Below are 26,351 nucleotides of genomic sequence, written 5' to 3'. Positions count from 1 at the left end.
TAACAATTTTCTTTTTTTTAAGTTCACTTTTTATATTTTTGCATCATTATGGCAAAACAAGAAGATTTATTTAAGAATGTAGTTTCGCACGCAAAAGAATATGGATTTATTTTTCCATCAAGCGAAATATACGATGGTTTAAGTGCAGTCTATGATTATGCACAAAACGGAGTAGAATTAAAAAAGAATATACGCGAATATTGGTGGAAAGCAATGGTTCAAATGAACGATAACATTGTAGGTCTTGACGCGGCAATTTTGATGCATCCAACTACTTGGAAAGCATCGGGTCACGTTGACGCTTTTAATGATCCATTGATTGACAACAAAGATTCAAAAAGAAGATATAGAGCCGATGTTTTGATTGAAGATTATGCCGAAAAGCTAAATCAAAAAGCAATCAAAGAAATCGAAAAAGCAAGAGCTCGTTTTGGTGATGCTTTCAACGAACAGGAATTTGTTACCACAAATGCCCGTGTCATGGAGTACAAAGCTAAAGAAAGAGAAATTCTGGAAAGAATGGCACGTTCTCTTGGTAACGAAGACTTGGAAGATGTAAAAGCATTAATTGAAGAATTAGAAATTGCTTGTCCGGAGTCAGGTTCAAGAAACTGGACCGAAGTACGTCAATTCAACTTGATGTTTGGTACAAAACTTGGAGCTTCAGCCGATTCAGCAATGGATTTATATTTGCGTCCGGAAACGGCCCAAGGTATTTTTGTCAATTTCTTAAATGTTCAAAAATCAGGAAGAATGAAAGTTCCTTTTGGAATCGCACAAACTGGTAAAGCATTCAGAAATGAAATCGTTGCCAGACAATTTATTTTCCGTATGCGTGAGTTCGAACAAATGGAAATGCAATTTTTTGTACGTCCAGGCGAAGAAATGAAGCATTATGAATTCTGGAAAGAAGCTCGTTTGAAATGGCATTTATCACTTGGTTTAGGAAGAGAAAATTATCGTTTCCACGATCACGAAAAATTGGCGCATTATGCTAATGCAGCTGCTGATATTGAATTTAATTTCCCTTTTGGATTCAAAGAATTAGAAGGAATTCACTCCAGAACCGATTTCGATTTGAAAGCACACGAACAATTCTCCGGCAGAAAATTGCAGTATTTTGATGCTGAATTGAACCAGAATTATGTTCCTTATGTAGTGGAAACTTCAGTAGGATTGGACAGAATGTTTTTGGCAGTTTTTGCCACTTCATTAAAAGAAGAAACATTAGAAGATGGTTCTACGAGAACAGTACTGAAATTACCTTCGGTTCTGGCTCCAACAAAAGCGGCTATTTTACCATTAGTGAAAAAAGACGGATTACCGGAAATTGCACATAAAATCATTGACGATTTGCGTTGGGATTTCAATGTTTCGTATGATGAAAAAGATGCGGTAGGAAGACGTTATAGAAGACAAGATGCATTAGGTACTCCGTTTTGTATTACGGTTGATCATCAAACTATCGAAGATCAAACTGTAACAATTCGTCATAGAGATACAATGAAACAAGACCGTGTAGCGATTGCAGACTTGAAATCCATTATCGAAAATGAAGTTTCAATGAAAAACTGGTTAATGAAAATGTAATTATTGTAAATCTAAACCAAAAAAGCTTCTCGATTGAGAAGCTTTTTTGGTTTAGATTTACAATAGTGTACTAGCTTCTTAAATTGATTAATGGAATTTTTAATGGCAGTAGCGTCTAAATCATTATTTAACTAATTGTAGTACATTTGTCTGAAATAATAAGTTAACTTACTTCTAAAACAGTTTCTTTTATGTAGTAATTAATCAAATATAAAGGTGATTGATGAATTATTCGTACGTTATTATTGACGATGATCAAGAAAGTATTTTGAAAACTAAAGCAATTGCAGATTGTTTTTCAGAACTTTCCTTTATTGGCTCCGTACAAAATGCTGCGGATGGTTTAAATCTCGTTTTAGAAAAAAAACCGGAAATAATTTTTCTTGAAATTGATCCAGTAGATGTGGGTTCTAATTTATCACTTGGTTTTATTGATACTTTACACAAATATTTAACGATACTTCCTAAGATTATTGTGACTACGCAAGAAAAGAATTTGGCTTTTGATTCTTTTCAATATGAAGTGAAAGAGTATTTATTGAAGCCTGTAACTCAGTCGGATATTATAAAATTGATGTTGAGGTTAAATAAATCAAAAAGGGAAGAAGAAATAGGGATTGTCGAACGTGCAAAACATACTGGCAATTCTCCATTTTCATGGGAACAAAAAATGCCAAATGAATTACATCCTTTACGATTGTGTATAAAATCCTATGGAGATCACAGGTATATTGATGCTAAAGACATTTGTTTCTTTCAAGCAGACAATAATTCTACAGATATCCATTTGAATAACGGTGAAATGATAACTGCTTTCAAAACGCTAAAATATTTTGAAGCGGTATTATCCTATCCTTTTATCAGGATTCATAAAAGTTATATTGTAAATCGCAATTATATTTCTCGAATCCACAATGGAAACTCAGTTTGTTATATAAAAAACACCAATTCAAGATTGCCTTTTTCTAAATTGTACAAAGGTAATGTTGATCAGGTTATTTCTGATTTTGCTAATGGAAATTACCTGGAAATTTAAAATAATGCAGTTTACCCTAATTTGATACCCGTACACTACCAGTTGGATATGTTCTACCACTAACCCTTTTTTAGGTGTTGTTTTTGGGGATATGCGAAGTAGTTTTACATCATGATGCAGTGATAATCACCATCATAACAAATGTAAAACAACAAAAAACATAAAACCCCCAAATTATGAAAAAAGCAATAGTAACAATCGGATTATTCTCTTTAGTGATGGTATTAACTTCTTTTAATTCAAATGAAGAAATCACATCAACAACAAAAAAAGACAATAAAGCAGAGGTCTTTAAAATCGAAAATGTAAAATTAGAGATAATAGGAAGTGGGTCAACAGGTGGAAATAAAAAAAATGATTAAATAAATAGACTTATTTTTAATAAAAAGAGCTGCCAAATATTTGGCAGCTTTTTTTATACCAATTAGTTTAATTTGTTATTTTTGATGGAATAACATCAGAACTATTGAAACATTCTTTTCATTTCTTTATTTTCTTTATTTTTTTTGGGATTAGCTGTACTCAAAAAAAAACGGGGCCTAAACCTATTTCAAACCATAAAGATAGTCTACAGGCCTATTTCTCATTAGCAAATGATTTTGATTTGCCTCCTGACGAGCGAGAACAATACATACTAAAAGCATTATATATCATTTCTCCTCAAGAAAATGATTCATTACATCGTGTAAACCTATTCAAGATTGCCAATCGCTATTATAACTTAGAAAACTGGAAGGAATATAATAAAATTGTACACCTGGTTCTAAAAAAATCAGAAATGAAACAGGATGCGTTCAGTATTGCAAAAGGGAATACGTATTTAGGAGATTACTATGATTCTCAGTCGATGCCAGATAGTTCCTTTTTATACTATGATAATGCAGAAAAAAAATATATTGGGTTAAATGACAATTATAATTTAGCAAAAACAATTATAAAAAAGGCAATCTTACAATTCAATCAAAGTGACTTATTAGGCTCTGAAAAAGCTGTTTTTAAAGTCTTAAAGATTATTAAGGATACTGAAAACAACGATGTTTTGTATGATGCGTACAATCATTTGGGATTAATTTATAATGAATTAGAGGATTATAACAATGCAATGGTATATCTCAATAAAGCGCTAACAAGTATCGATGATGAGCTAACGGCTTCTTTCTCTCAGCCAAAGGCTACTTCGTACAATAATATTGGATTAGTTTATCAAAACAAAAAAGACTTTAAGAAAGCAAAATCTTTTTTTCAAAAAGGATTAGAAGAAGAAAATGTAGCTAAAGACAAACCCTCATTGTATGCCATGCTGTTAGATAATTTAGGTCACGCTAAATTTAAGCTAAATGAAAAGGATAGTCTGCCAGATTTGTTTTTTCAATCATTAAAAATTAGAGATAGTTTACAACTCACAACGGGTATCATTGCAAGTAAACTAAATTTGTCAGAGTACTTTATTTCAAAAAAGGATACAGTTAAAGCAAGACAGTTTGCTACAGAAGCACTTGAATTGTCTCAAAACATCAATAATTACCGTAATATTTTAAATTCATTAAAACAATTATCTGTAATTGAGCCTCAAAATGCTGCAGTTTATTCCAAAGAATACATTCTTGTTAATGAGAAACTTCAAAAATCAGAACGGAAAATAGGGAATAAATTCTCCCGTATCGAATTTGAAACAGAAGAGGTAAAAGAAAAAAACTCCAATTTGACGACTAAAAACAGGAATCTGTTGTATGCTTTGCTTTCTTTTGTAGTGTTTGGATTGCTTCTGTATATTGTAAAGACACAAAAAAATAAGAATAAAGTCCTTATTTACAAACAAAGACAACAAAAAGCCAATGAAGATATTTATAATTTAATGATTTCCCAGCAAAGTACTATTGAAACCGGAAGAGTTAAAGAGAAAAAAAGAGTCGCCCAGGAATTGCATGATGGTGTTTTAGGTAGGATGTTTGGTTTGCGGATTAATCTGGACAGTCTAAATAAATTTGATGATACCACTGCCGTTGAAAAAAGAAATAATTACCTGCTGGAATTAAAGAATATTGAACAGGATATACGTGAGATTTCCCATGATTTGAGTAGGGAAAAATCAGAATTAATTAATAACTTTGTAGCCATTCTAAACGACTTATTTGAGGACCAAAAGAAAACCTTTGAATCTAAGTTGATTTTAAGTATTGATCCAGCTATTAAGTGGGATTTAATGAGTAACTCGACTAAAATTAATTTATATCGAATTATCCAGGAGTGTTTGCAAAATATTAATAAATATGCCAATGCAGATACCATTAACATAAAATTTAAGAAAGCTGAAAATAATATTGTTCTGGAAATTATCGATGATGGAATAGGTTTTAATGTTAACAGATCAAAAAAAGGAATAGGTTTACAAAACATCCGTTCTAGAACCCATGAATGTAACGGAACCGTTGAGATAAATTCTAAAATGGGAGAAGGCACAGTTATTGCAGTCAAAATTGCGTTAGAATAAATATAAACACTTACAAATAAATGACAATTGATTCAACTGCAGACATCATAATCAAAAATAACATATTGATTGTTGATGACCATCCTTTTATAATTGAAGGGTATAAAAATGCAATAACACGCTACCATCCAGAGCAATATCATTTTTATATTGATCAGGCTAAAGATTGTCAATCCGCATATAACATTATTACTAATCCGGATACTCCGGTATTTGATATCGCTTTTTTGGATATTAGTATGCCCCCGTATGCGGAAAAAAATATTTATTCTGGTGAGGATTTAGCAAAATTATTATCGCAATATATGCCGAATTGCAAAGTTATTTTGTTAACCATGTTTACGGAACTATTAAATATAAAAACAATTATAAAGACTATAAATCCGAGCGGACTGGTTATAAAAAATGATTTAACGTTTGATGAACTACTTTTTGCATTCGACAAAGTTTTAAAAAACAATAAATATTACAGTGAGTCGGTTCTGAAAATGTTGAATCAATCTGAAGAAAATACTATAGAAATTGATCAATTTGATAAACAAATTTTATTTCATTTATCAAAAGGTACTAAGTTAAACGATATTACGCAATACATCCCGATTTCATTAGTAGCAATTGAAAGAAGAAAACTTAATCTAAAAGAGTTATTAAAGATAGAGGGCGGTAGTGACATTGACTTAGTTCGGGAAGCTAAAAACAAAGGATTACTTTTTTAAATTTCTTAAACAAAAAACGACACTTTTTAGGTGTCGTTTTTTGTTATTTTAATAGTTTTCTATTCGCTCAAAGCATCCCAACCACGGGCTTTTAAAGCGATTTTTGTATTGGCACGCGTAACTAAATGGATTCCTTCACTTTCTTGTGTCATATGGCCAATAATAGTGAAATTTGGATTTGCTTTGATTTTTTCAAAATCTTCCATGGCAATGGTGAAAAGCAATTCATAATCTTCACCTCCGTTTATAGCAACTGTTGTGCTGTCGATATTGAATTCTTCACAAACATTAATAAATGTTGGATCTATAGGTAATTTGTCCTCATATAAATTACAACCCACTTTGGACTGTTTGCACAAATGCATAATCTCAGATGACAATCCATCCGAAATATCAATCATTGAAGTTGGTTTTATTTCTAAAGCGTGCAATAAAGTTCTAACATCTTTACGTGCTTCAGGCTTCAATTGACGTTCGATTAAATACGTATACGCATCTAAATCCGGTTGTGAATTTGGATTCACCTGAAAAACTTGCTTTTCACGTTCCAAAACTTGTAATCCCATGTAAGCAGCACCAATATCACCGGTAACCACTAATAAATCAGTTTCTTTGGCGCCGTTTCTGTACACAATCTCTTCTTCATCTGCTTCGCCAATGGCAGTAATGCTGATAATTAATCCTTTTTGGGAGGAAGTCGTATCACCACCTATAACATCGACATTATATTCACGGGCTGCATGCGTAATTCCTTCAAATAATTCATCCAACGCTTCCAGTGGAAAACGATTGGATACCGCAACAGAAACCGTGATTTGTGTTGGTTTGGCATTCATCGCACAAATGTCAGAAACATTTACCACAACAGCTTTGTAACCCAAATGTTTTAAGGGCATGTAAGCCAAGTCAAAATGTACTCCTTCAATCAGTAAATCCGTAGAAACGACTACTTTTTTATCTTTGAAATCCAAAACGGCTGCATCATCACCAATTCCCTTTAAAGTAGAAGGCTGATTGATTTCAAAGTTTTTTGTCAAATGGTCTATCAATCCAAATTCTCCTAATTGGGCAATACTTGTACGTTGTGGGCTTTTATCTTCGATCATTATTTTTTATTGTTTTGAGATTGCAAATATACAAAGAAATATTTGCCTTGATTTGTATCAATTTTCGCCATTTTTTCGCATCTTTAAGTAATTAAAATCATCAACAATGGAATCATTTGATATCGTTACTATAACAGTTAACTCGGCTTTGGATAAAAGCACCCATTTTAAAGGCTTGGTTCCAGAACAGAAAATTAGATGTGATGAGCCTCGTTATGATGTGGGAGGTGGCGGAATCAATGTTTCTAAGGCAATCTCCCGTTTGGGAGGAACCTCTTTAGCAGTGTTTACCTCTGGTGGACCAATGGGTAAAATGCTGGAAGAATTGGTAGCTAAAGAATCAGTTGAATTTAAAGCAATCGAAGTTCAAACTTGGACCAGAGAAAGTTTTGTTGCCGTGGATGATAATACTAATTCTCAATACCGTTTTGGATTTACCGGTGGAAAAATTTCCGAAGAAGAAAGCGAAAGAATTTTAGAAGCCATAGCAGCTTTAAAACCAAAATTCCTAGTAGCCAGCGGCAGTTTGAATGAAGGTTTGTCTGATGATTTTTATCGAAAAATTGCAGAAATCGCAAAAAAATCAAATGCTAAATTAATTGTGGATACCTCGGGCGAAGCATTGAAAAAAGCGTTAGAAGTGGGTGTTTATATGATCAAACCTAATGTTGGTGAACTTGCAAAACTGATTGGCGTAGAGCGATTGGAACTGGAGGAAGTAAATGAAGCCGCAAAACAAATCATAGCTAAAGGTGGCGCCGAAATCGTAGTTGTTTCTCTCGGTCCCCAAGGTGCGGTGTTGGTTACAAAAGATGTTTACGAGTTTGTTCCAGCTCCCAACGTGGCCAAAAAAAGTACAGTAGGTGCCGGAGACAGTATGGTGGGTGGAATGGTTTGGGCGCTTTCGCAAAATAAAAGCCTGAAAGAAGTCATCCGTTGGGGGGTTGCTTGCGGTTCAGCAACAACTATGAATGAAGGAACCCAATTGTTCAAAGGTGAAGATGCAAAACGATTGTTTGAATGGTTGAAGAATAAATAAAAACAAAAAAACCTGACAATTTTCACATCGTCAGGTTTCTATATATCCTATTCTCTTTCTTCTTTACTCTAAAATAAATTAGTCATTCAACTTCAAAACAGCCATAAACGCTTCTTGAGGAATTTCAACATTCCCTACCAATCTCATACGTTTTTTACCTTTTTTCTGTTTTTCCAATAATTTACGTTTACGAGAAATATCTCCACCATAACATTTGGCGGTAACGTCTTTACGCAATGCTTTAATGGTTTCACGTGAAATTACTTTTACTCCAATTGCAGCTTGAACAGGAATATCAAATTGTTGACGTGGAATTAATTCTTTCAATTTTTCACACATTTTTTTTCCAATAGAATACGCATTATCGGCATGCATCAAAGAGGATAAAGCATCAACAATAGTAGCATTCAATAAGATATCCACTTTAACCAAATTAGAAGTTCTCATCCCAATTGGCGTGTAATCAAAAGAAGCATATCCTTTAGAAACGGTTTTCAAACGGTCATAAAAGTCAAATACAATCTCTGCTAGTGGCATGTCAAAAGTCAATTCTACACGTTCCGTTGTCAAATATGTTTGATTGGTAATCAACCCACGTTTTTCGATACACAAACTCATTACATTTCCAACGTAATCAGATTTGGTAATGATAGTAGCTTTTATAAAAGGTTCTTCCACATGGTCTAAACGAGAAGGCTCAGGCAAATCCGAAGGGTTATTTACGATAAGTGGTGTTGTAGGATCTTTTTTGGTGTAAGCCAAATAAGAAACGTTGGGAACGGTAGTAATCACAGTCATGTTGAACTCTCTCTCCAAACGTTCTTGGATAATTTCCATGTGTAACATTCCTAAGAATCCGCAACGGAAACCAAATCCTAAAGCTGCTGAGCTTTCCGGTAAAAACACCAACGAAGCATCATTCAACTGCAGTTTTTCCATAGAGTTTCTCAACTCTTCATAATCTTCAGTATCTACAGGATAAATCCCTGCAAAAACCATTGGTTTCACGTCTTCAAAACCAGTAATTATATTGGTAGTCGGGTTTTTCGCATCGGTTAGCGTATCACCTACTTTTACTTCTTTGGCTTCTTTAATTCCAGAAATCAAATACCCAACATCACCTGCAGAAATTACTTGTTTCGGAACTTGGTTTAATTTCAAAGTACCAATTTCGTCTGCAAAATATTCGTTTCCGGTAGCCATGAATTTAATCTTTTGGCCTTTTTTAATCTGTCCGTTTTTCACACGAAAAATAACTTCGATTCCTCGAAACGGATTGTAGTGTGAGTCAAAAATCAATGCTTGTAAAGGTTCATCCACATTTCCTGATGGAGGCGGAATTTTTTCGATAATTGCTGCCAAAATATTTTCAACACCAAAACCAGTTTTACCCGAAGCGTGAATAATATCTTCCAATTTACATCCAAGTAAATCAATTATATCGTCACTTACTTCCTCAGGATTGGCACTTGGTAAATCCACTTTATTCAAAACCGGAATAATTTCCAAGTCATTTTCCAAAGCCAAATATAAATTTGAAATCGTTTGTGCCTGGATACTTTGTGCTGCATCTACAATCAAAAGCGCGCCTTCACAAGCTGCAATCGAACGAGAAACTTCATACGAAAAATCTACGTGTCCCGGAGTATCAATCAAATTCAGGATATATTCTTGTCCTTTATACGTGTATTCCATCTGAATCGCGTGACTCTTAATCGTAATCCCACGTTCGCGCTCCAAGTCCATGTTGTCAAGCAATTGCGCTTTTTCTTCACGAGCAGTTACTGTTTGTGTAGCACCAAGTAATCGGTCAGCAAGCGTACTTTTTCCGTGATCAATATGTGCAATAATGCAAAAATTCCTAATATGTTTCATGTTCTAAATAATATCAAATTTATTTGCGTTTACCCTGAATTTATTTCAGGGCGTGACCACAAGGGTCGGGCTATCCGCTACAATCTTTTCCTTTTTAAAGAAAAAAGGAAAAGGATTTTCACTACTATCCCTCACGCAAGCGCCAAACAGCGACAATTAATCTGCAAATATAAGCTAAAATCAATAGCTTCAAAGCCTAGAATTAGTAAACTAATGGGTTAAGTAAGAACTCTTTTCGGCAACTGCTTTCTGCTATTCATCTAAATGTTGTAATTTTGCACCAAATTAAATGAAGATGATTAAGATTGGCAACATAGAATTACCTGATTTCCCTTTACTTCTCGCACCTATGGAAGATGTGAGCGATCCGCCTTTCCGCAGATTGTGTAAAGCCCATGGAGCTGATATGATGTACTCTGAATTTATTTCTTCCGAAGGATTAATTCGTGACGCTATCAAAAGCCGAATGAAATTAGACATTTTCGATTACGAAAGACCTGTTGGAATACAGATTTTTGGTGGAGACGAAGAAGCTATGGCGATGTCTTCCAAAATTGTTTCCGCAGTAAACCCGGATTTAATAGATATTAATTTTGGTTGTCCTGTCAAAAAAGTGGTTTGCAAAGGTGCCGGAGCCGGAGTTCTTAAAGATGTTGATTTGATGATTCGTTTAACTCAGGCCGTTATCGACAGTACGCATTTGCCAGTTACTGTGAAAACCCGTTTGGGTTGGGACGATAATTCCATTAATATTGATGAGGTTGCTGAGCGTTTGCAAGATATTGGTGTAGCCGCTTTGAGTATACACGCCAGAACCCGCGCCCAAATGTACAAAGGCCATTCGGACTGGTCGCACATTGCCCGAGTAAAAAATAATCCTAGAATCACGATGCCTATTTTTGGTAACGGAGATATTGATAGTCCGGAAAAAGCATTACAATATAAAAATGAATATGGTATCGACGGAATTATGATTGGTCGCGCCGCGATTGGTTATCCTTGGATTTTTGACGAAATCAAACATTACTTCAAAACAGGAGAACATTTGCCAAAACCTACGGTTATTGATAGGGTAGAAGCAGTACGTAACCATTTAACTTGGGCAATGGAATGGAAAGGGGAAAGATTGGGTATTGTAGAAACGAGACCACATTACACTAATTATTTCAAAGGAATTCATTCGTTTAAAACGCACAAGCAAAAATTAGTAACGCTAGATCGTCCTGAAGAGTTGTTCGCCGCTTTGAATGAGATTGAAGAAGCATATGCGGGATATGAGGTTGTTTAGTGGAATTCATTTTTATTTTTTAAAATCTGAAATCAAAAATCTTACTCCAACAACTTCTTGCTCACGCGACTACTCGCAATTAAGGAAGCAACAAAGCCAAGCGTGACTATAGTTCCCATAACAATCAGTACATTTTCTAGAGAGAAAATCACGGGATAAGCCAGTGTAGGAGTAATCATAATCAGCTGAAAATACTCTTGCAGTAAAACGATTATAATTCCTAAAACTAAGCCAATTATTCCGCCAAAAACACTAAGTAAAGTGCCTTGAAGTAAAAATATTTTTCGTAAATCCTTGATTTCAGTTCCAAGATTAAAAAGGGTTTTTAGGTTTCCTTTTTTGTCTAAAATCATCATTATCAGTGCGCCAATCAAGTTGAATAGCGCCACAACAATCACCAAAGTAAAGATTAAATATACCGCAATATTCTCCGTGTTCAACATTTTATAGAGCGATTCGTTGAGTTGAGCCCTGTTTTTTACGGTGATTTTATTGTCGAAAATAGTTTGAAGTTGTTCTGTAATGGCACTTTCATCAGCGCCAGGATTCGTCTTGATTTCAATTCCAGAAACCTGATTGGTTTTATATTCCAGTAGTTCTTGGGCTAAACCTAAATCGGCAAAAACATATTTGGAATCCAAATCTTCGCTTATGGCATAAATACCAACCGGAATAATATCGGTTTTATTAAAAGCTTGTTCCGGATTTTCGATAGCGCCTTTTCCTGGCTTTGGAACCAAAACTTCCAACTGATTATTAAAATCCAATAATCCCATCGAGAATTTTTGAGAAATTCCGTAACCCACAACTACTTGATACGTATCTGGTTTCAGCCACTGCCCATTGAAAAGTTTTTTCTCGATAGCATTAACTTTGCTGAAATTAGCATCAACACCTTTTAAGTACGTAACTTCCTGCTTGCCGTCAAAAGTGAATAAAACACGTTCTTCAATAATTTTAGTATACGAAATCAAGCCGTCAATTTTCTTAATTTGGCTTTCCTGATTTGGGGAAATCAAAAAAGATTTTCCTAAAGTGCTGCTTATTTTTAAATCGGGATCAATGTCATTTGTAAACGAAAGACTAAAAACTTTCAACCCGCTAAAAACAGATAAAACCACAAACAAAGCCATCGCACCAACAATAATTCCCAAACTGGCAATACGATTGATGATATTGATAGCATTGTTTTTACTGTTGCTAAGAATGTAGCGTTTGGCTATGTAAAGGGGGAAATTCAAATTTTATTGAAATCTGCGTTTGTCCAAAAGATCTCTGTTTTCAATAGGATTATCTCTATTTGCTAAAGCATTGTCAATTTTTTCAATGTAATCTAAAGAGTCGTCGATAAAGAAAACCAAATTGGGAACTTTTCTCAATTGCAAACGAACACGTTGCGATAAATCATGTTTTATGTTTTTAGCATTGGACTTAACCGCTTCTAAAATCTCTTTTGCTTTTTCCTGAGGAAAAACGCTTAAATGTACAGTCGCTACTGATAAATCTGTAGTCACAGTAACCTTGGATACCGAAATGATTAAATTAGCCAATCCGTTTTTTCTCACTTCACCTTGTAGAATATCAACCAAATCTTTTTGGATAACCCCACCTATTTTTTTCTGTCTATTTGTTTCCATGCTGCAAAAATACTACTTTTAAGTTTTATCCTGAAGTTTCAGGACAAATTTTAAAAGTAACCTATTAATACGTGTATTTTTAGGAGCTATTTCCTGCTGTACGCTATATCTTTCATGCCGAACACCGGCAGGAAAGGATGCTGCTACCATCAGGGCTAGGGGATTTGGGAAATTAGAACGCTAATTCTAAATCAGAAATCTAAAATCGTTAATCAGAAATCTAAAATCTTAATGCAAAGACCTTCATTCTCTATATACGACGCATCGGCCGGTTCCGGAAAAACCTATGCACTTGTCAAAGAATACCTAAAAATTATCCTTGTCGCACCAAAAAATGATGCGTATCGCAACATTCTTGCCATTACGTTTACCAATAAAGCGGTTCATGAAATGAAAAGCCGAATCGTAGGCAGTCTCTCTGAATTTGCTAAAGACGAACCAATGCAAAAAGCGCAGGATTTAATGCAAGATTTGGCTATTGATACGGAATTGTCTATTATTCAAATCAAAACCAAATCGCAGCAAATCATCAAGCACATTATTCATAATTATGCCGCTTTTGATATTTCTACAATTGATAAATTCACGCATAAAGTGATTCGGGCTTTTGCACATGATTTGAATTTACCCATGACTTTTGAAGTTACATTGGATACCGAAAATTTATTGATAGAAGCCGTCGATGCCATCATCGCGCAAGCCGGAGAAGATGAAACATTGACAAAGTTGCTCATCGATTTCACGATGGAAAAAACTGATGATGACAAGTCTTGGGATATTTCTCGTGAAATTCTTGAAACCGGACGTTTGGTTTTAAACGAAAATAACAGAAATGAAATCACGCATTTTCAAGATAAATCCATCGGTGAATTTGTCGAAATCAAAGCCAAACTTTCTGAAGCCTGCAAAGACTTAGAAAAGCAAACGATTGTTTTTGCAGAAGAAGCGTTAACCTTAATTGATAAAAATGGAATTGATGTGAAGTCCTTTTCCAGGGGTACTTTTCCAAATCATATTAATAGTATTCAACAAGGGAAATTCAATCCTAAGAATAAAATGTTTCATGAGTTTGATGATATTGCAATAAATAAAACGGCAAAAGATCGAGCGATTATTGAGAATTTGATTCCTGAATTTTTACAAATTCTATCGAAAGTTTATTCGACTTTCGAAAAGATAAATTTCTATAAAGCGTTCCTGAAAAACATTACGCCTTTATCATTGCTGAATACGGTTAGTAATGAATTAGCCAAAATTCAGGAAGAACAAAATGTACTTTCCATTTCGGAATTTAATGCGATTATTCATCGGGAAATCCAAAACCAACCTGCTCCTTTTATATATGAACGATTGGGCGAGCGCTACCGTCATTTTTTCATCGATGAATTTCAGGATACTTCTGAAATGCAATGGCAGAACCTGATTCCGCTGATTGACAATGCACTTTCGGGCCAGGATGATTTTGGAGTAAAAGGAACTTTGATGATTGTGGGCGATCCAAAACAATCCATTTACAGATGGCGTGGCGGAAAAGCGGAACAATTTATTGAATTGAGTAAAGACCAAAATCCGTTCAACAATCCCGATAAAAGACTCGAGCATTTAGATAAAAATTACCGCAGTTATTCGCAAATAATCGAATTTAACAATGATTTTTTTAAATTGTTATCAAATGAATTCGAACATTTGGATTATAAAGATTTGTATGAAAATCACAGCCATCAAAAAACGAATGATAAAATAGGCGGCTACGTAAATATTTCTTTTATTCCAAAAGTAGAAACTTCGGAAGATGAAGAAACGTTGGATAAAACCGATTTGTATGTTTTGGCAACCTTAAATACGATTCAAAAAACTTTAAAACAAGGTTTTCAATACAAAGATATTGTGATTCTTACTCGAAAAAGAAGTCAGGGAATTGCGATTGCGAATTATTTGACAGAACAAGGAATTCCGCTTTTGTCTTCAGAAACCTTGATGATTCAAAATGCAACAGAAGTTCTGTTGATTATTCATTTATTGAAATATTTGAAAAACAGTTCTGATTTGGAATCCAAAGCAAATTTTCTTCAATATTTAGCTCAAAAGAGTCAGGATAAATTACCGATTCATGATTTTATCGCTCAAGGAATGGCGTTATTTCAAGAAGCTAATTTTGAAGAGTGGTTAATGACTTTTGATGTGGAATTATCCTTTCAAAACATTCGAAAAAAATCTTTGTATGAAGCGGTGGAGACAATAATAGCAAAGTTTCTGAACCCAAAAGTTAGTAATGCCTACGTTCAATATTTCTTGGACATTATTCTGGAACGAGACATTCGCAACCAAGCAGGGATTTCGGACTTCTTAAATTTCTGGGATAAAAATGCGGAAAAATTTAGTATTCCATCTCCGGAAGGGACTAATGCCGTTCGGATTATGACGATTCATAAATCGAAAGGGTTAGAATTTCCGGTTGTGATTTTTCCTTTTGCCGAAGAAGATTACAACAGAAAGCCAAAAGATAAATTATGGCTTAATGCTGAAGAACAGGATTTCGGTTTGCCTAAAGTTTTAATTGACAATAGCAGTGCGGTAGAAGGTTTTGGAGAAGAAGCTGCTGAGGTTTACAATCAAAAGAAACAGGAAGAATTATTAGATAATATCAATGTTTTATATGTGGCTTTAACCCGAGCCGAAGAACAATTATATGTTATTTCGAATATGAATTTATCCAATAAAGGCGAAATTCCAAAAAACAATATGTGTAGTTTTTTTATTAATTATTTAGGTAATAAAGGCGAATTTGCCGAAGATAAATTAGAATATGAATTTGGAAATGCAGCGAAATTATCTTCAGCAAAACAACACGTCGATACTTCAAAAACGATTCCTTTGGTTTCAGAAATTCTAAATCCAAAGAATATAAAAATTGCACAACGAGAAGCATTAATGTGGGGAACGCATCAGCAGGAAGCTATAGAATATGGGAATGTAATTCATGAAATTTTATCTTTTGTAAAAACTAAAAACGATGTTGATTTGGCAATTACAAAGTCTATTGAAAACGGATTGATAACTTTTGCTCAGAAAGAAATAGTTTTTAATACAATTCAGGAAATTGTCAATCACAGTGAATTAGAAATTTGTTTTGCCGAAGGAAATGAAGTTTTAAATGAGCAAACAATCATTCAAAAAGAAAGAGGAACCATTAAGCCCGACCGAATGGTTTTGACAAAAAACAAAGAAGTGTTATTGCTGGATTATAAAACAGGAACACATAATGTGAAATACCAACAGCAATTGGAAAATTATCAAACAGCAATTGAGTTAATGGGTTATAAAGTGACAAAAAAAGCACTTATTTACATCGGAAAAGAAATCGATGTAGTAAATTTGTAGCCTAAAAAATGAATAATTCGCAAAACTGAACTTTAAAAAACATAAAAATGTACGGAAAAATAAAAGAACATCTTCAAGCAGAATTGCAAATTATAGAGGATAATGGGATTTTCAAAAAGGAAAGAATTATCACTTCACCTCAAGGAGCAGAAATTACTATTTCTACAGGAGAAACTGTTTTGAATTTTTGTGCCAATAATTATCTTGGGTTATCATCACATCCGGAAGTGATTCAGGCTGCTAAAGATGCTTTGGATACACACGGTTTCGGAATGTCATCAGTACGTTTTATATGTGGAACGCAGGATATTCATAAAACATTGGAAAGAAAAATTTCTGAATTTTATGGGACAGAAGACACTATTCTTTACGCGGCAGCTTTTGATGCTAACGGAGGGGTTTTCGAACCTTTGTTAGGAGAAAACGATGCGATAATTTCCGATAGTTTAAATCACGCTTCCATTATAGATGGTGTTCGTTTGTGTAAAGCGGCTCGTTATCGTTATGAAAATAGCAATATGGAAGATTTGGAACAACAATTAATCAAAGCTACTGAGGCAGGAACTCGTTTCAAATTGATTGTTACTGATGGTGTTTTTTCTATGGATGGTGTTGTAGCTCCTTTGGATAAAATTTGTGATTTGGCCGATAAATATGACGCGATGGTTATGGTAGATGAATGCCATGCTGCTGGATTTATTGGTGCAACCGGAAAAGGGACGCTTGAAGCAAAAGGTGTAATGGGAAGAGTTGATATTATTACAGGAACATTAGGAAAAGCACTTGGGGGTGCAATGGGAGGTTATACGACTGCCAAAAAAGAAATTATTGAAATATTGCGTCAGCGTTCTAGACCATATTTATTCTCTAATTCTCTTGCGCCTGCAATTGTTGGAGCCTCTATAAAAGTTTTTGAATTATTAGAAAAGGATACTACTTTACGTGATAAATTGGAATGGAACACTAATTATTTTAAAGCAGGAATGAAAAAAGCTGGTTTTGATATTATTGATGGAGATTCGGCTATTGTTCCCGTGATGCTTTATGATGCAAAATTGTCACAAAAAATGGCAGATGAACTGTTAAAAAAAGGAATTTATGTTATTGGATTCTTTTTCCCGGTGGTTCCTAAAGATAAAGCAAGAATTAGAGTACAACTATCTGCAGCACATACAAAAGCGCATCTAGACAAGGCAATTAATGCATTTATTGAGGTTGGGAAAGTGTTAAAAGTTGTATAATTCCCATATTTTGGTAGTTTTGTAGGTTTTTTTTAACATTTCATTTTGTATTTAAAAAATTACTCATTACTTTTGTTTGGAATTAAATAATTTGTAATTAAAAAAATTAAGTATGAAACATCTTAACAAACTTTTTGTTGCTGTAATGATGGTGATGGGCTTAAGCTCTCACGCACAAGACAGTAATAATCCTTGGGCTATCTCTTTTGGAGTTAATGCCGTAGACACTAAAACTAGTGCTGGTGGAGGAAATAACTGGCTTGATCGTCATTTCTCTCAACCATTTGCAGTTAAAGACAATTGGAATATTCTTCCTTCAGTATCATACCTTAGTGTATCGAAATACGTAGGTGATAATTTCTCATTTGGACTTTCTGGTTCTGTGAACAAAATCGATAAATATGTGAAATTTGCACCAACTGCAGTTGGTCATGATTCTCGTGGATATGTTGTATCTAATCCAGGAGACTTAATGTACTATGGTATTGATGCAACTATCAAATATAGTATGATGAACTTGATCAATTCTAAAGTGATTGATCCGTCTTTATCTGTTGGTGGAGGTTATACATTTTTTGGTGATAGCAGCTACGGAACTGTAAATCCAGGTGCTGGCTTAACTTTTTGGTTTACTGAAAATGTTGGTTTAGAACTTGCTACAAAATATAAAAAATCTTTTGGAGATAGAGAAGATGCAGCTGGTGTTCCAGATGCTCCATCACATTTTCAACATTCAGCTGGTCTTATTTTCAAATTTGGAGGAAAAGACACAGATGGAGATGGAATATATGACAAAGATGATGCTTGTCCAGAAGTTGCTGGTTTGAAAGAATTCAACGGATGTCCTGACACTGACGGTGACGGTATTCAAGATAGTGCTGATGCATGTCCTGAGGTTGCTGGTTTAGCTGCATTGAATGGTTGTCCTGATACTGACGGAGACGGAATTGCTGATAAAGATGATGCTTGTCCAGAAGTTGCTGGTTTAGCTGCATTGAACGGTTGTCCTGATGCTGACGGAGATGGTGTTGCAGATAAAGATGACAAATGTCCTTCTGTTGCAGGTCCTAAAGAAAATGCAGGTTGTCCTTGGCCAGATACTGACGGAGACGGTGTATTAGATAAAGATGACAAATGTCCTGAAATAAAAGGTACTGTTGCTAACCAAGGTTGTCCAGAAATTACTGAAGAAGCAATTAAACAATTAAACAATTATGGTAAAACTATCTTGTTTAACTCTGGTAAATCTACTTTTAAAGCACAAACTTACCCAGTTTTACAATCAATGGTTACTATTCTAAAAGAATACCCATATTCTAAATTCATGGTTGAAGGTCACACAGACAGCGATGGAAGTAATGAATTAAACCAAACTTTATCTGAAAACAGAGCTGCAGCGGTTAAAAATTACTTAATTGAAAATGGTATTGCTACTGATAGATTAAGATCTACAGGTTTTGGTGAAACTAAACCAATTGATACTAACAAAACTGCAAAAGGAAAAGCTAACAACAGAAGAGTTGAAGTTTCTTTAATTAAAGAATAATTTTCCCAAAATATTTTTAGAAAACGCCTCGATTTATCGGGGCGTTTTTTTTATTTTTATAAAATGACAAATACTTCTTTTTTAGATAAAATAGCTTCGGTTTTAATTGAAAATTATTTAGGCAATCTTTCCAATACGATTGTAGTTTTACCAAACAAACGAGCTAAAATATTCCTGATTGAAGCGTTAAAAAATCAAGTCACAACAAACATACTTTCTCCCGAAATTATAAGTATTGAAGATTTTGTTCAAAACATAGCTGGTATACGTACTATAGATCCTATTGAACTATTATTTGAATTCTACGAAGTCTACTTATCAATTACCGATAAAGCAAACCAACAAACTTTTGAATTGTTTGCTAATTGGGCCAAAACACTATTACAGGACTTTAATGAAATTGACCGCTATTTATTAGAGCCTTCTCATGTTCTTTCGTATTTGAAGGATATCGAAGACATTAAAAAATGGGGAATTGAGGTCGAAAATAAAACGGCATTATTAGAAAAATATATTGATTTTTGGAAATTACTGCCCAATTACTATCAATCCCTTTATACTCATTTACTGAATAAAGGAATCGGGTATCAAGGCTTGATTTATCGTGAGGCAGTAAATAACTTAAATCACTTTTCAGATTCCGTAAAAGATAAACAATTTGTCTTTGCTGGTTTTAATGCGTTGAATGCCGCCGAAGAAAAAATAATCCAACACCTTATCGCTTCTGATCAGGCGAAAATTTATTGGGACGTAGACCAAACCTTTCTCAATGATCCGTATCACGATGCAGGACTGTTTGTACGACGTTTCAAAGAAAGTTGGAAACATTATAAACTACATCCGTTTGAATGGATTGTAAATGATTTTTCGCAGACAAAAAACATTCAGGTTATTGGCACACCAAAAACAATTGGTCAAGCCAAAATAGCCGGAAGTATTATCGAGAATGTCATCAATGAATCCCGAAGTCTCGGGACAGAAGGCAAGTTGGATAAAGTGGCTGTTGTTCTGGGCGAGGAAAATCTTTTAGTCCCGCTTTTATATTCATTACCCTCAAGTGTTGGAGCTTTGAATATTACGATGGGGTATTCGAGTAAGAATAATCCAGCGCAGATTTTGATTGCCAAATTATTCAAAATGCATACGAATGCATTATCCAGAAATGCCAAAAGTTATGTATTGTATTACAAAGATGTGTTGGATATTTTGACGCATCCTTTGGTGGAACCGTATGCAAAAACCAGCGCGCTTGTCCACACCATCAATCAAAATAATTATACTTTTATTACACATCATAAATTGATGGAATTGAATGCAATTCCTAGTGAATTGTTTCTTCTATTATTTCAAAAATGGGAAGAGGGTTCGATTCCGGTATTAGAGACCATTTCAAAATTATTGCAAACCATAAAAGAAAATTTAAGCAACGATAACGAAGAAGAAAAAATCACCAAAGCTTTTGTCTTTGCCATTTTCAAGGTCATTAACAAACTGATTAATTATTATTCGAAACATGAACATATCGATAAAATAGAAACGCTTTATGCCATTTACAAACAAGTAATTGATTTAGCGGAAGTTTCTTTTGAAGGTGAACCGTTGAATGGTTTACAGATTATGGGAGTCTTAGAAAGTCGTGTTTTGGATTTTGATACTGTCATTGTTACTTCGATGAATGAAGGGAAATTTCCGGCGGGAAAATCACAAAACTCGTTTATTCCTTATGATGTGAAACGCGAATTGGGTTTGCCGACTTTCAAAGAAAAAGACGCCATTTATACCTATCATTTCTATCATTTGTTGCAACGCGCCAAAAATATTTACTTGCTTTATAATACCGAAAGTGAAGGTCTGGATGCGGGTGAAAAAAGCCGTTTTATAACCCAATTGGAAGTCGAAAAGCAAAATAATCATACGTTAACACACGAAATTTACAATGCAGTTTTACCTGAAACGGCCTATCAACCGATGGTGATTCCAAAATCGGAAAGTGTGATGGTACGATTGAAAGAAATTGCCGAAAAAGGGTTTTCTCCATCGGCATTGACGAGCTATATTCGGAATCCGATTCAGTTCTATTTCCAGAAGATTTTACGCATCAGCGAAGTCGAAGAAGTTGAGGAGAACATTGCATTGAATACCTTGGGAACCATTATCCACGAAACTCTAAAAGTTTTGTACGAGCCTTTCATTGGTAAATTTATTTCTGAAAGTGATATTCTAAATTGTTTCAAACAAATAGACGCTGAGGTTTTGAAGCAATTCAAATTGGTTTACAAAGAAGGCGAAATTAAAAAAGGGCGAAATTTGTTGGCGTTTGAAGTAGCCAAACGGAACGTTTCGAATTTCCTAAAAGTGGAACTGGAAAGTATTAAAAACGGCGATGCGATAAAAATTTTGGCTTTGGAACAAACTTTTGGAAGAACTTTAAATCATCCGAATTTGCCTTTTCCCGTATTGATAAAAGGAAATGTAGATAGAATAGAAGAGCGTAACGGAATCATTCGAATCATTGATTATAAAACTGGAAAAGTAGAAAAAACAAGCGTCACATTGAAATCCTGGAAAGGATTAACTGAAGACATTAAAAGCGATAAAATCATTCAGGTGCTCGCCTATGCTTATATGTATGAACACGAAGCAAAAGGAAAGCCAATTGAAGCGGGAATTATTTCTTTTAAGAATTTAAAAGCAGGTTTTCTTCCGTTTAATTTTAAAGAAGACAAAGAAATAAATTCAATTATAAACGAAGAAATTTTGAGTAATTATTTAGAACAAATGGTGCTGCTATTAAGCGAAATTTTAGACGAGAATATACCTTTTGAAGAGAAAATAATTTAAACAAAACTCCCAATCAGAAAATTAGCCAACATCTTCGAGTTTTATAAAAGCACTTTGACGATTAATGTGTCAATAAGTGCTTTGGCATGGGTTTTTGGAGGATTTGAAACTTTCAAATACGTACTTATTATTTTTGGTTTCTTCATTAGCCTTTTGATTAAAGAGGTAAATGCTAAAAATGAATACCTGTTTTATTACAACAACGGAATTTCAAAAATGCAATTGTTTGTGTATGGTTTTCTAATGAATTTTGTTTTTTCGATGCTGCTGATTTTATTCATTAATGTAGTACTGAAACTCGTATGACAAAGAGTGTTTTAGAAGTAGATAGCGTTCAAAAACAATATAATGGAAAAATCATAGTTTCAGATGTGTATTTGAAATGTGAAACCGCGGATATTATTGGTGTTTTAGGACGAAATGGTTCTGGGAAATCTACTTTGTTGAAAATCATTTTTGGAATTGTAGCTGCTGATTTTAAATTTGTTCGAGTAGATGGCGTTGTGAAATCAAAAACCAGCGATTTGCTAAATGAAATTAGTTACTTGCCTCAAGATAATTTTATTCCAAATTCATTTTCGATAAAAAAGACTATTCAATTGGCTATTGCCAAAGAGAAAGTGCAGGAATTTTATGCTGATGAAATGATTCAATCAATACTGAACAAAAAAATAAAACATTTATCTGGCGGAGAATTACGGTATTTAGAAATTAAATTAATCCTGAACAATGCATCAAAATTTGTTTTGCTGGACGAGCCTTATAATGGTTTGTCACCCATAATGATTGAAAAAATAAATGAATTAATCACTGCAATGTCCAATGTAAAAGGCATTATTATTACGGATCATAACTATGAAAATGTGATTAAGGTTTCCACAAAACTGGCGTTGATGAAAGAAGGTAAAATGCACCACTTGAAAGACAAAAGTGAATTGGTAGAAAAAGGATATTTGAAATCAGGAATGATTTAGATGCTTTTGAAAAAAGCCAATAATACAATCAATAATTGGTCTTGGTTTTCAATATGGCTCATGTGCCCGTCCGGAAAAGTCACCAGTTTCACTGCAGTGTTTTCGATTTGTTCTTTCGTTTCTTCGTAATTTAAAACGGGATCTTTTTCGCCCAGAATCAATAATTTTGGATAGGGTGTAAGATGCAATAACACTTCACGATCTTGTCGTATTTTCATTCCTTCCAGTGACGCAACGATTCCTTGAAGCGGTGTTTTTAAAGCTTCTTTTTTTACGTTTTCAATTGCTGACGAAAGGCGTTCCCTGTTATTTTCACTGAATAAATTAGCGATAGAAAGTGAAACAAAATTCATAAAAGATTGTTTTACCGCTTTGATAGCTCGATCCCGATTTGTTTTTCGTTCCTCGCTGTCGGCTCTCGCTGTCGAGTTTAGTAAAACCAATCCTTTTATCGTGTCAGGATACAATTCGGCGAAAGCCAAAGCGACATAACCGCCCATAGAATGCCCGACAAATATGGCTTTTCGGATGCGTAATTCCGATAAAACAGCGTGGACTGCATCGGCATTATCTTCCATCGTTTGCACGTAACTCAAACATTCCGTTTCGCCATGTCCCAATAAATCAATCGTGATGACGCGGCTTTTTTTAGCAAACTCCGGAATATAAAAATCCCACATGCTTTTGTTTTCCAAGAAACCATGAAGTAAGACAATAGCGGTTCCTTTCCCGGTATCGGAATAGGAGATGTTGGTGTTTTTAAAGAGAATTTGTTTCACTTTTAGTTTTTAGAGTCTGCAAAATTAGGGCTTTAATTTTTTTAAACCATATAAGGCATATAAGTTTTAAAATTGTTATGGTAAATTATACCAAAAAGTACAAAGTGAAATTGAAAAAATATTTAAACAAAAAGTGTTTTTTAACCATATAAGGAATTTAAGTTCATTTAAGCATTACCTCTATTTGCTTAAATGACTTATATGGTTAATAAAACGGCTCCCATTTCTGAAAGCCGTTTATAAAATTTAAAATCGTCTATCGCCATCGAGCAAACTTCCTAATCCGCCTAATAAACTGCCTTCGTCACGACTGTTTCCGCCAGCTCTCGGAGCAGATGCAATGATTCTGTCGGCAAGTCGGCTGAAAGGTAAGGATTGCACATAAACCGTTCCCGGACCGCGAAGTGTTGCGTAAAATAATCCTTCGCCACCAAAAATGGAATTCTTGATGCCACCAATAAACTCAATATCATAATCAACATCTTTGGTAAAACCTACGATGCAACCGGTGTCCACTTTTAAGATTTCGCCTGCGGCTAATTCTTTTTTGGCTAATGTTCCCCCGGTATGTACAAACGCCATTCCGTCGCCTTCTATTTTTTGCATGATGAAACCTTCACCACCAAACAATCCACGTCCCAGTTTTTTAGAGAATTCGATTCCAACAGAAACACCTTTGGCAGCGCAGAGGAAAGCATCTTTCTGGCAAATGAATTTTCCGTTAAATTTTGTCAAGTCTATTGGGATAATTTTTCCGGGATAAGGCGATGCGAATGAAACTTTGCTTTTGGTGTTGTTTTGATTGATGAACGCAGTCATAAAAAGACTTTCGCCTGTCAGAACTCTTTTTCCGGCGCTTAAAAGTTTACCGAACAATCCGTTTTCCTGCCCGGAACCGTCCCCAAAAATAGTTTCCATTTGGATATTATTGTCCATCATCATAAAACTTCCCGCTTCGGCAATAACAATTTCCTGTGGGTCCAGTTCTATTTCCACATATTGCATTTCCTCGCCGTAAATGTGGTAGTCTATTTCGTGTGCTTGCATGATTTCTGTGTTTTAAGTTTTTATTTAAAAGTTTTCACCATTAAGAAATTAAGTTTCATTAAGAATCAGAGCTTAATTTTTCTTAATTTCTTAATGGTTCAAATCACATATTGAATATGTTTTAAAAAATAGTTGTTATTTTAAATAAGTCGGAAGCGTGATTATAAAGTTACAGCTTTACCATGAATTTTGGAATTGATGTTTTGGAATTATATATTTTCTCGTTGAAGCGCAAGGGATAGAAGTGGAAAGCCCACAGTCTCGTCTTTTTGGACGAGACGAGGACTTATAGCGGATAGCCCGACACAGCCGCAGTTTACGGAGCTGGGTTGCGCCCAAAAAAAAATCGGTTCACATTGCTGTAAACCGATTTGGTTGTATGTTTTTAGGAATTAACTGTTCATTAATTCTTCGATTTCGTCCACTTCAATTGGGATGTTGCGCATCATGTTGAAAGGTTCGCCGCTTTCCTGAACGATGATGTTATCTTCCAGACGGATTCCGAAACCTTCGGCAGGAATGTAAATTCCAGGCTCTACGGTGAAGACCATATTGGCTTGCATGGGTTCGGTCAGGATTCCGTAATCGTGCGTGTCCAATCCCATGTGGTGGGAAGTTCCGTGCATGAAATATTTTTTATAAGCGGGCCATTCCGGGTTTTCATTTTGCACATCGGCTTTATCAATAAGACCCAAATCTAGCAACTCAGAAGTCATTAATTTACCTACTTCGATATGGTATTGTTTCCAAAGTGTTCCTGTAGTCAGCATTTTGGTCGCTTCGTTTTTTACATGTAAAACGGCATTGTATACTTCTTTTTGTCTTTTGGTATATTTTCCTGAAACTGGAATCGTACGCGTCATATCACTGGAATAATTGGCATATTCAGCTGCGACATCCAGTAAAATCAAATCACCGGCTTTGCATTGTTGGTTATTTTCGATGTAATGCAACACATTGGCATTGTTTCCGGAAGCGATAATTGGCGTATAAGCGAAACCTCTGGAACGGTTGCGAATGAATTCGTGAATCAACTCAGCTTCGATTTCGTATTCGGTAACGTTTGGTTTCACGAAAGGCAATAATCTTCTAAAACCAAGTTCCGTAATGTTACAGGCTTTTTGGATTAAATCCAATTCTTCGGTTTCTTTTACAGAACGTAGGCGCTGCAATATTGGGTTGCTTTTTGCAACAGCATGTGCCGGATATTTTTCTTTCCACCATTTTACAAAACGGGCTTCACGCGTTTCAGTTTCTACAGTGGCACGATAATGCTCATTTGTATTAATGTAAATCGTGTCTGCATGAGTCATCATTTCGAATAAAACTTTCTCAAATTCCTGTAACCAATACACTGTTCTGATTCCTGTTACTTCAAAAGCACGCTCTTTAGTCAGTTTTTCGCCTTCCCAAATGGCAATATGTTCGCTGGTTTCTTTCAAAAATACCATTTCTCTTTGGTGCTCATAAGGCGCATCCGGGAAGAGCAATAAAATGCTTTCTTCCTGATCTACTCCGCTTAAATAAAAGATATCGCGGTGTTGTGCAAATGGCAAGGTACTATCGGCAGAAACGGGATAAATATCATTTGAATTGAAGATGGCAACGCTTTTTGGCTTCATCTGAGCCATGAATTTTTCTCTATTTTTTATAAATAAATCTCGGTCAATTTGATGATATTTCATAACAATTCGTTTTTATACATTGAATATTCAAAAATACTAACTTTGAGAGAAACGGATGTTAATTACACTATAAAATTTT

At 34.7% G+C, this 26,351-nt stretch carries 19 protein-coding genes; 12 read left to right on the top strand and 7 right to left on the bottom strand.

Annotation, left to right across the window (positions count from 1 at the left end; translation table 11 throughout):
• Positions 1–48 precede the first annotated feature (48 nt).
• The 5 genes from BMX64_RS03255 to BMX64_RS03235 all read left to right on the top strand — a co-directional run bounded on the left by BMX64_RS03255 (position 49) and on the right by BMX64_RS03235 (position 5,833).
• A complete protein-coding gene (locus BMX64_RS03255; protein ID WP_091166303.1) occupies positions 49–1,590 on the top strand; it encodes a glycine--tRNA ligase in 1,542 nt (513 codons plus the stop codon).
• Positions 1,591–1,813: 223 nt separating this feature from the next.
• Positions 1,814–2,626, top strand: coding sequence for a LytR/AlgR family response regulator transcription factor (locus BMX64_RS03250; protein ID WP_091166299.1), 813 nt, complete (start codon positions 1,814–1,816; stop codon positions 2,624–2,626).
• A gap of 176 nt (positions 2,627–2,802) precedes the next feature.
• Entirely contained in the window at positions 2,803–2,988 is a 186-nt protein-coding gene (locus BMX64_RS03245) for a hypothetical protein (RefSeq protein WP_091166297.1), read from the top strand.
• Between the two features lie 104 nt (positions 2,989–3,092).
• Positions 3,093–5,117, top strand: a complete 2,025-nt coding sequence (locus BMX64_RS03240; RefSeq protein ID WP_091166294.1) for an ATP-binding protein — start codon at positions 3,093–3,095, stop codon at positions 5,115–5,117.
• Between the two features lie 20 nt (positions 5,118–5,137).
• Complete coding sequence (locus BMX64_RS03235) at positions 5,138–5,833, top strand: response regulator (protein WP_091166291.1); 696 nt, start codon at positions 5,138–5,140, stop codon at positions 5,831–5,833.
• 59 nt (positions 5,834–5,892) lie between these two features.
• Here the strand turns inward: BMX64_RS03235 and thiL are convergent, their stop codons facing one another.
• A complete protein-coding gene (gene thiL / locus BMX64_RS03230; RefSeq protein WP_091166289.1) occupies positions 5,893–6,939 on the bottom strand; it encodes a thiamine-phosphate kinase in 1,047 nt (348 codons plus the stop codon).
• Positions 6,940–7,045: 106 nt separating this feature from the next.
• Here thiL and BMX64_RS03225 point away from each other — a divergent pair, with 106 nt between their 5' ends.
• Positions 7,046–7,978, top strand: a complete 933-nt coding sequence (locus tag BMX64_RS03225; protein WP_091166286.1) for a 1-phosphofructokinase family hexose kinase — start codon at positions 7,046–7,048, stop codon at positions 7,976–7,978.
• A 78-nt stretch (positions 7,979–8,056) separates the two neighbouring features.
• Here BMX64_RS03225 and lepA read toward each other — a convergent pair whose 3' ends face one another.
• On the bottom strand, positions 8,057–9,853 hold the full coding sequence (gene lepA, locus BMX64_RS03220; RefSeq protein WP_091166283.1) for a translation elongation factor 4: 1,797 nt from the start codon (positions 9,851–9,853) through the stop codon (positions 8,057–8,059).
• Between the two features lie 295 nt (positions 9,854–10,148).
• Here lepA and dusB point away from each other — a divergent pair, with 295 nt between their 5' ends.
• A complete protein-coding gene (dusB, locus tag BMX64_RS03215; protein WP_091166281.1) occupies positions 10,149–11,141 on the top strand; it encodes a tRNA dihydrouridine synthase DusB in 993 nt (330 codons plus the stop codon).
• 41 nt (positions 11,142–11,182) lie between these two features.
• Here dusB and BMX64_RS03210 read toward each other — a convergent pair whose 3' ends face one another.
• Both BMX64_RS03210 and rbfA read right to left on the bottom strand, forming a co-directional pair.
• Positions 11,183–12,382 (bottom strand): ABC transporter permease, encoded by a 1,200-nt coding sequence (locus BMX64_RS03210; RefSeq protein ID WP_091166280.1) that lies wholly within the window; start codon positions 12,380–12,382, stop codon positions 11,183–11,185.
• Between the two features lie 3 nt (positions 12,383–12,385).
• Positions 12,386–12,778: a 30S ribosome-binding factor RbfA gene (gene rbfA, locus BMX64_RS03205; RefSeq protein WP_091166278.1), complete on the bottom strand. Its 393-nt coding sequence runs from the start codon at positions 12,776–12,778 to the stop codon at positions 12,386–12,388.
• A gap of 231 nt (positions 12,779–13,009) precedes the next feature.
• Between rbfA and BMX64_RS03200 the strand changes: the two genes are divergently transcribed.
• From BMX64_RS03200 to BMX64_RS03175, 5 genes are all read left to right on the top strand, one after another.
• Entirely contained in the window at positions 13,010–16,159 is a 3,150-nt protein-coding gene (locus BMX64_RS03200) for a UvrD-helicase domain-containing protein (protein ID WP_091166276.1), read from the top strand.
• A gap of 47 nt (positions 16,160–16,206) precedes the next feature.
• Positions 16,207–17,400 (top strand): glycine C-acetyltransferase, encoded by a 1,194-nt coding sequence (kbl, locus tag BMX64_RS03195; RefSeq protein WP_091166274.1) that lies wholly within the window; start codon positions 16,207–16,209, stop codon positions 17,398–17,400.
• 112 nt (positions 17,401–17,512) lie between these two features.
• Positions 17,513–18,946 carry an OmpA family protein gene (locus tag BMX64_RS03190; RefSeq protein WP_091166272.1) on the top strand — a complete coding sequence of 478 codons (1,434 nt, stop codon included), beginning with the start codon at positions 17,513–17,515 and terminating at the stop codon, positions 18,944–18,946.
• A gap of 63 nt (positions 18,947–19,009) precedes the next feature.
• Positions 19,010–21,787 carry a PD-(D/E)XK nuclease family protein gene (locus BMX64_RS03185; RefSeq protein WP_091166270.1) on the top strand — a complete coding sequence of 926 codons (2,778 nt, stop codon included), beginning with the start codon at positions 19,010–19,012 and terminating at the stop codon, positions 21,785–21,787.
• Between the two features lie 302 nt (positions 21,788–22,089).
• On the top strand, positions 22,090–22,761 hold the full coding sequence (locus tag BMX64_RS03175) for an ATP-binding cassette domain-containing protein (RefSeq protein WP_091166264.1): 672 nt from the start codon (positions 22,090–22,092) through the stop codon (positions 22,759–22,761).
• Here BMX64_RS03175 and BMX64_RS03170 read toward each other — a convergent pair.
• The 3 genes from BMX64_RS03170 to BMX64_RS03160 all read right to left on the bottom strand — a co-directional run bounded on the left by BMX64_RS03170 (position 22,758) and on the right by BMX64_RS03160 (position 26,272).
• A complete protein-coding gene (locus tag BMX64_RS03170) occupies positions 22,758–23,540 on the bottom strand; it encodes an alpha/beta fold hydrolase (protein ID WP_091166261.1) in 783 nt (260 codons plus the stop codon). The genes BMX64_RS03175 and BMX64_RS03170 overlap by 4 nt on opposite strands.
• A 246-nt stretch (positions 23,541–23,786) precedes the next feature.
• Positions 23,787–24,587: a TIGR00266 family protein gene (locus BMX64_RS03165; RefSeq protein WP_091166257.1), complete on the bottom strand. Its 801-nt coding sequence runs from the start codon at positions 24,585–24,587 to the stop codon at positions 23,787–23,789.
• A gap of 392 nt (positions 24,588–24,979) precedes the next feature.
• Positions 24,980–26,272: an aminopeptidase P family protein gene (locus BMX64_RS03160; RefSeq protein ID WP_091166254.1), complete on the bottom strand. Its 1,293-nt coding sequence runs from the start codon at positions 26,270–26,272 to the stop codon at positions 24,980–24,982.
• Positions 26,273–26,351: the final 79 nt, after the last annotated feature.

This window comes from Flavobacterium sinopsychrotolerans (assembly GCF_900110375.1).
GTDB lineage: Bacteria > Bacteroidota > Bacteroidia > Flavobacteriales > Flavobacteriaceae > Flavobacterium > Flavobacterium sinopsychrotolerans.
The sequence above is the reverse complement of the archived record's forward strand: the minus strand, read 5'-3'. Positions and strand labels throughout refer to the sequence as shown.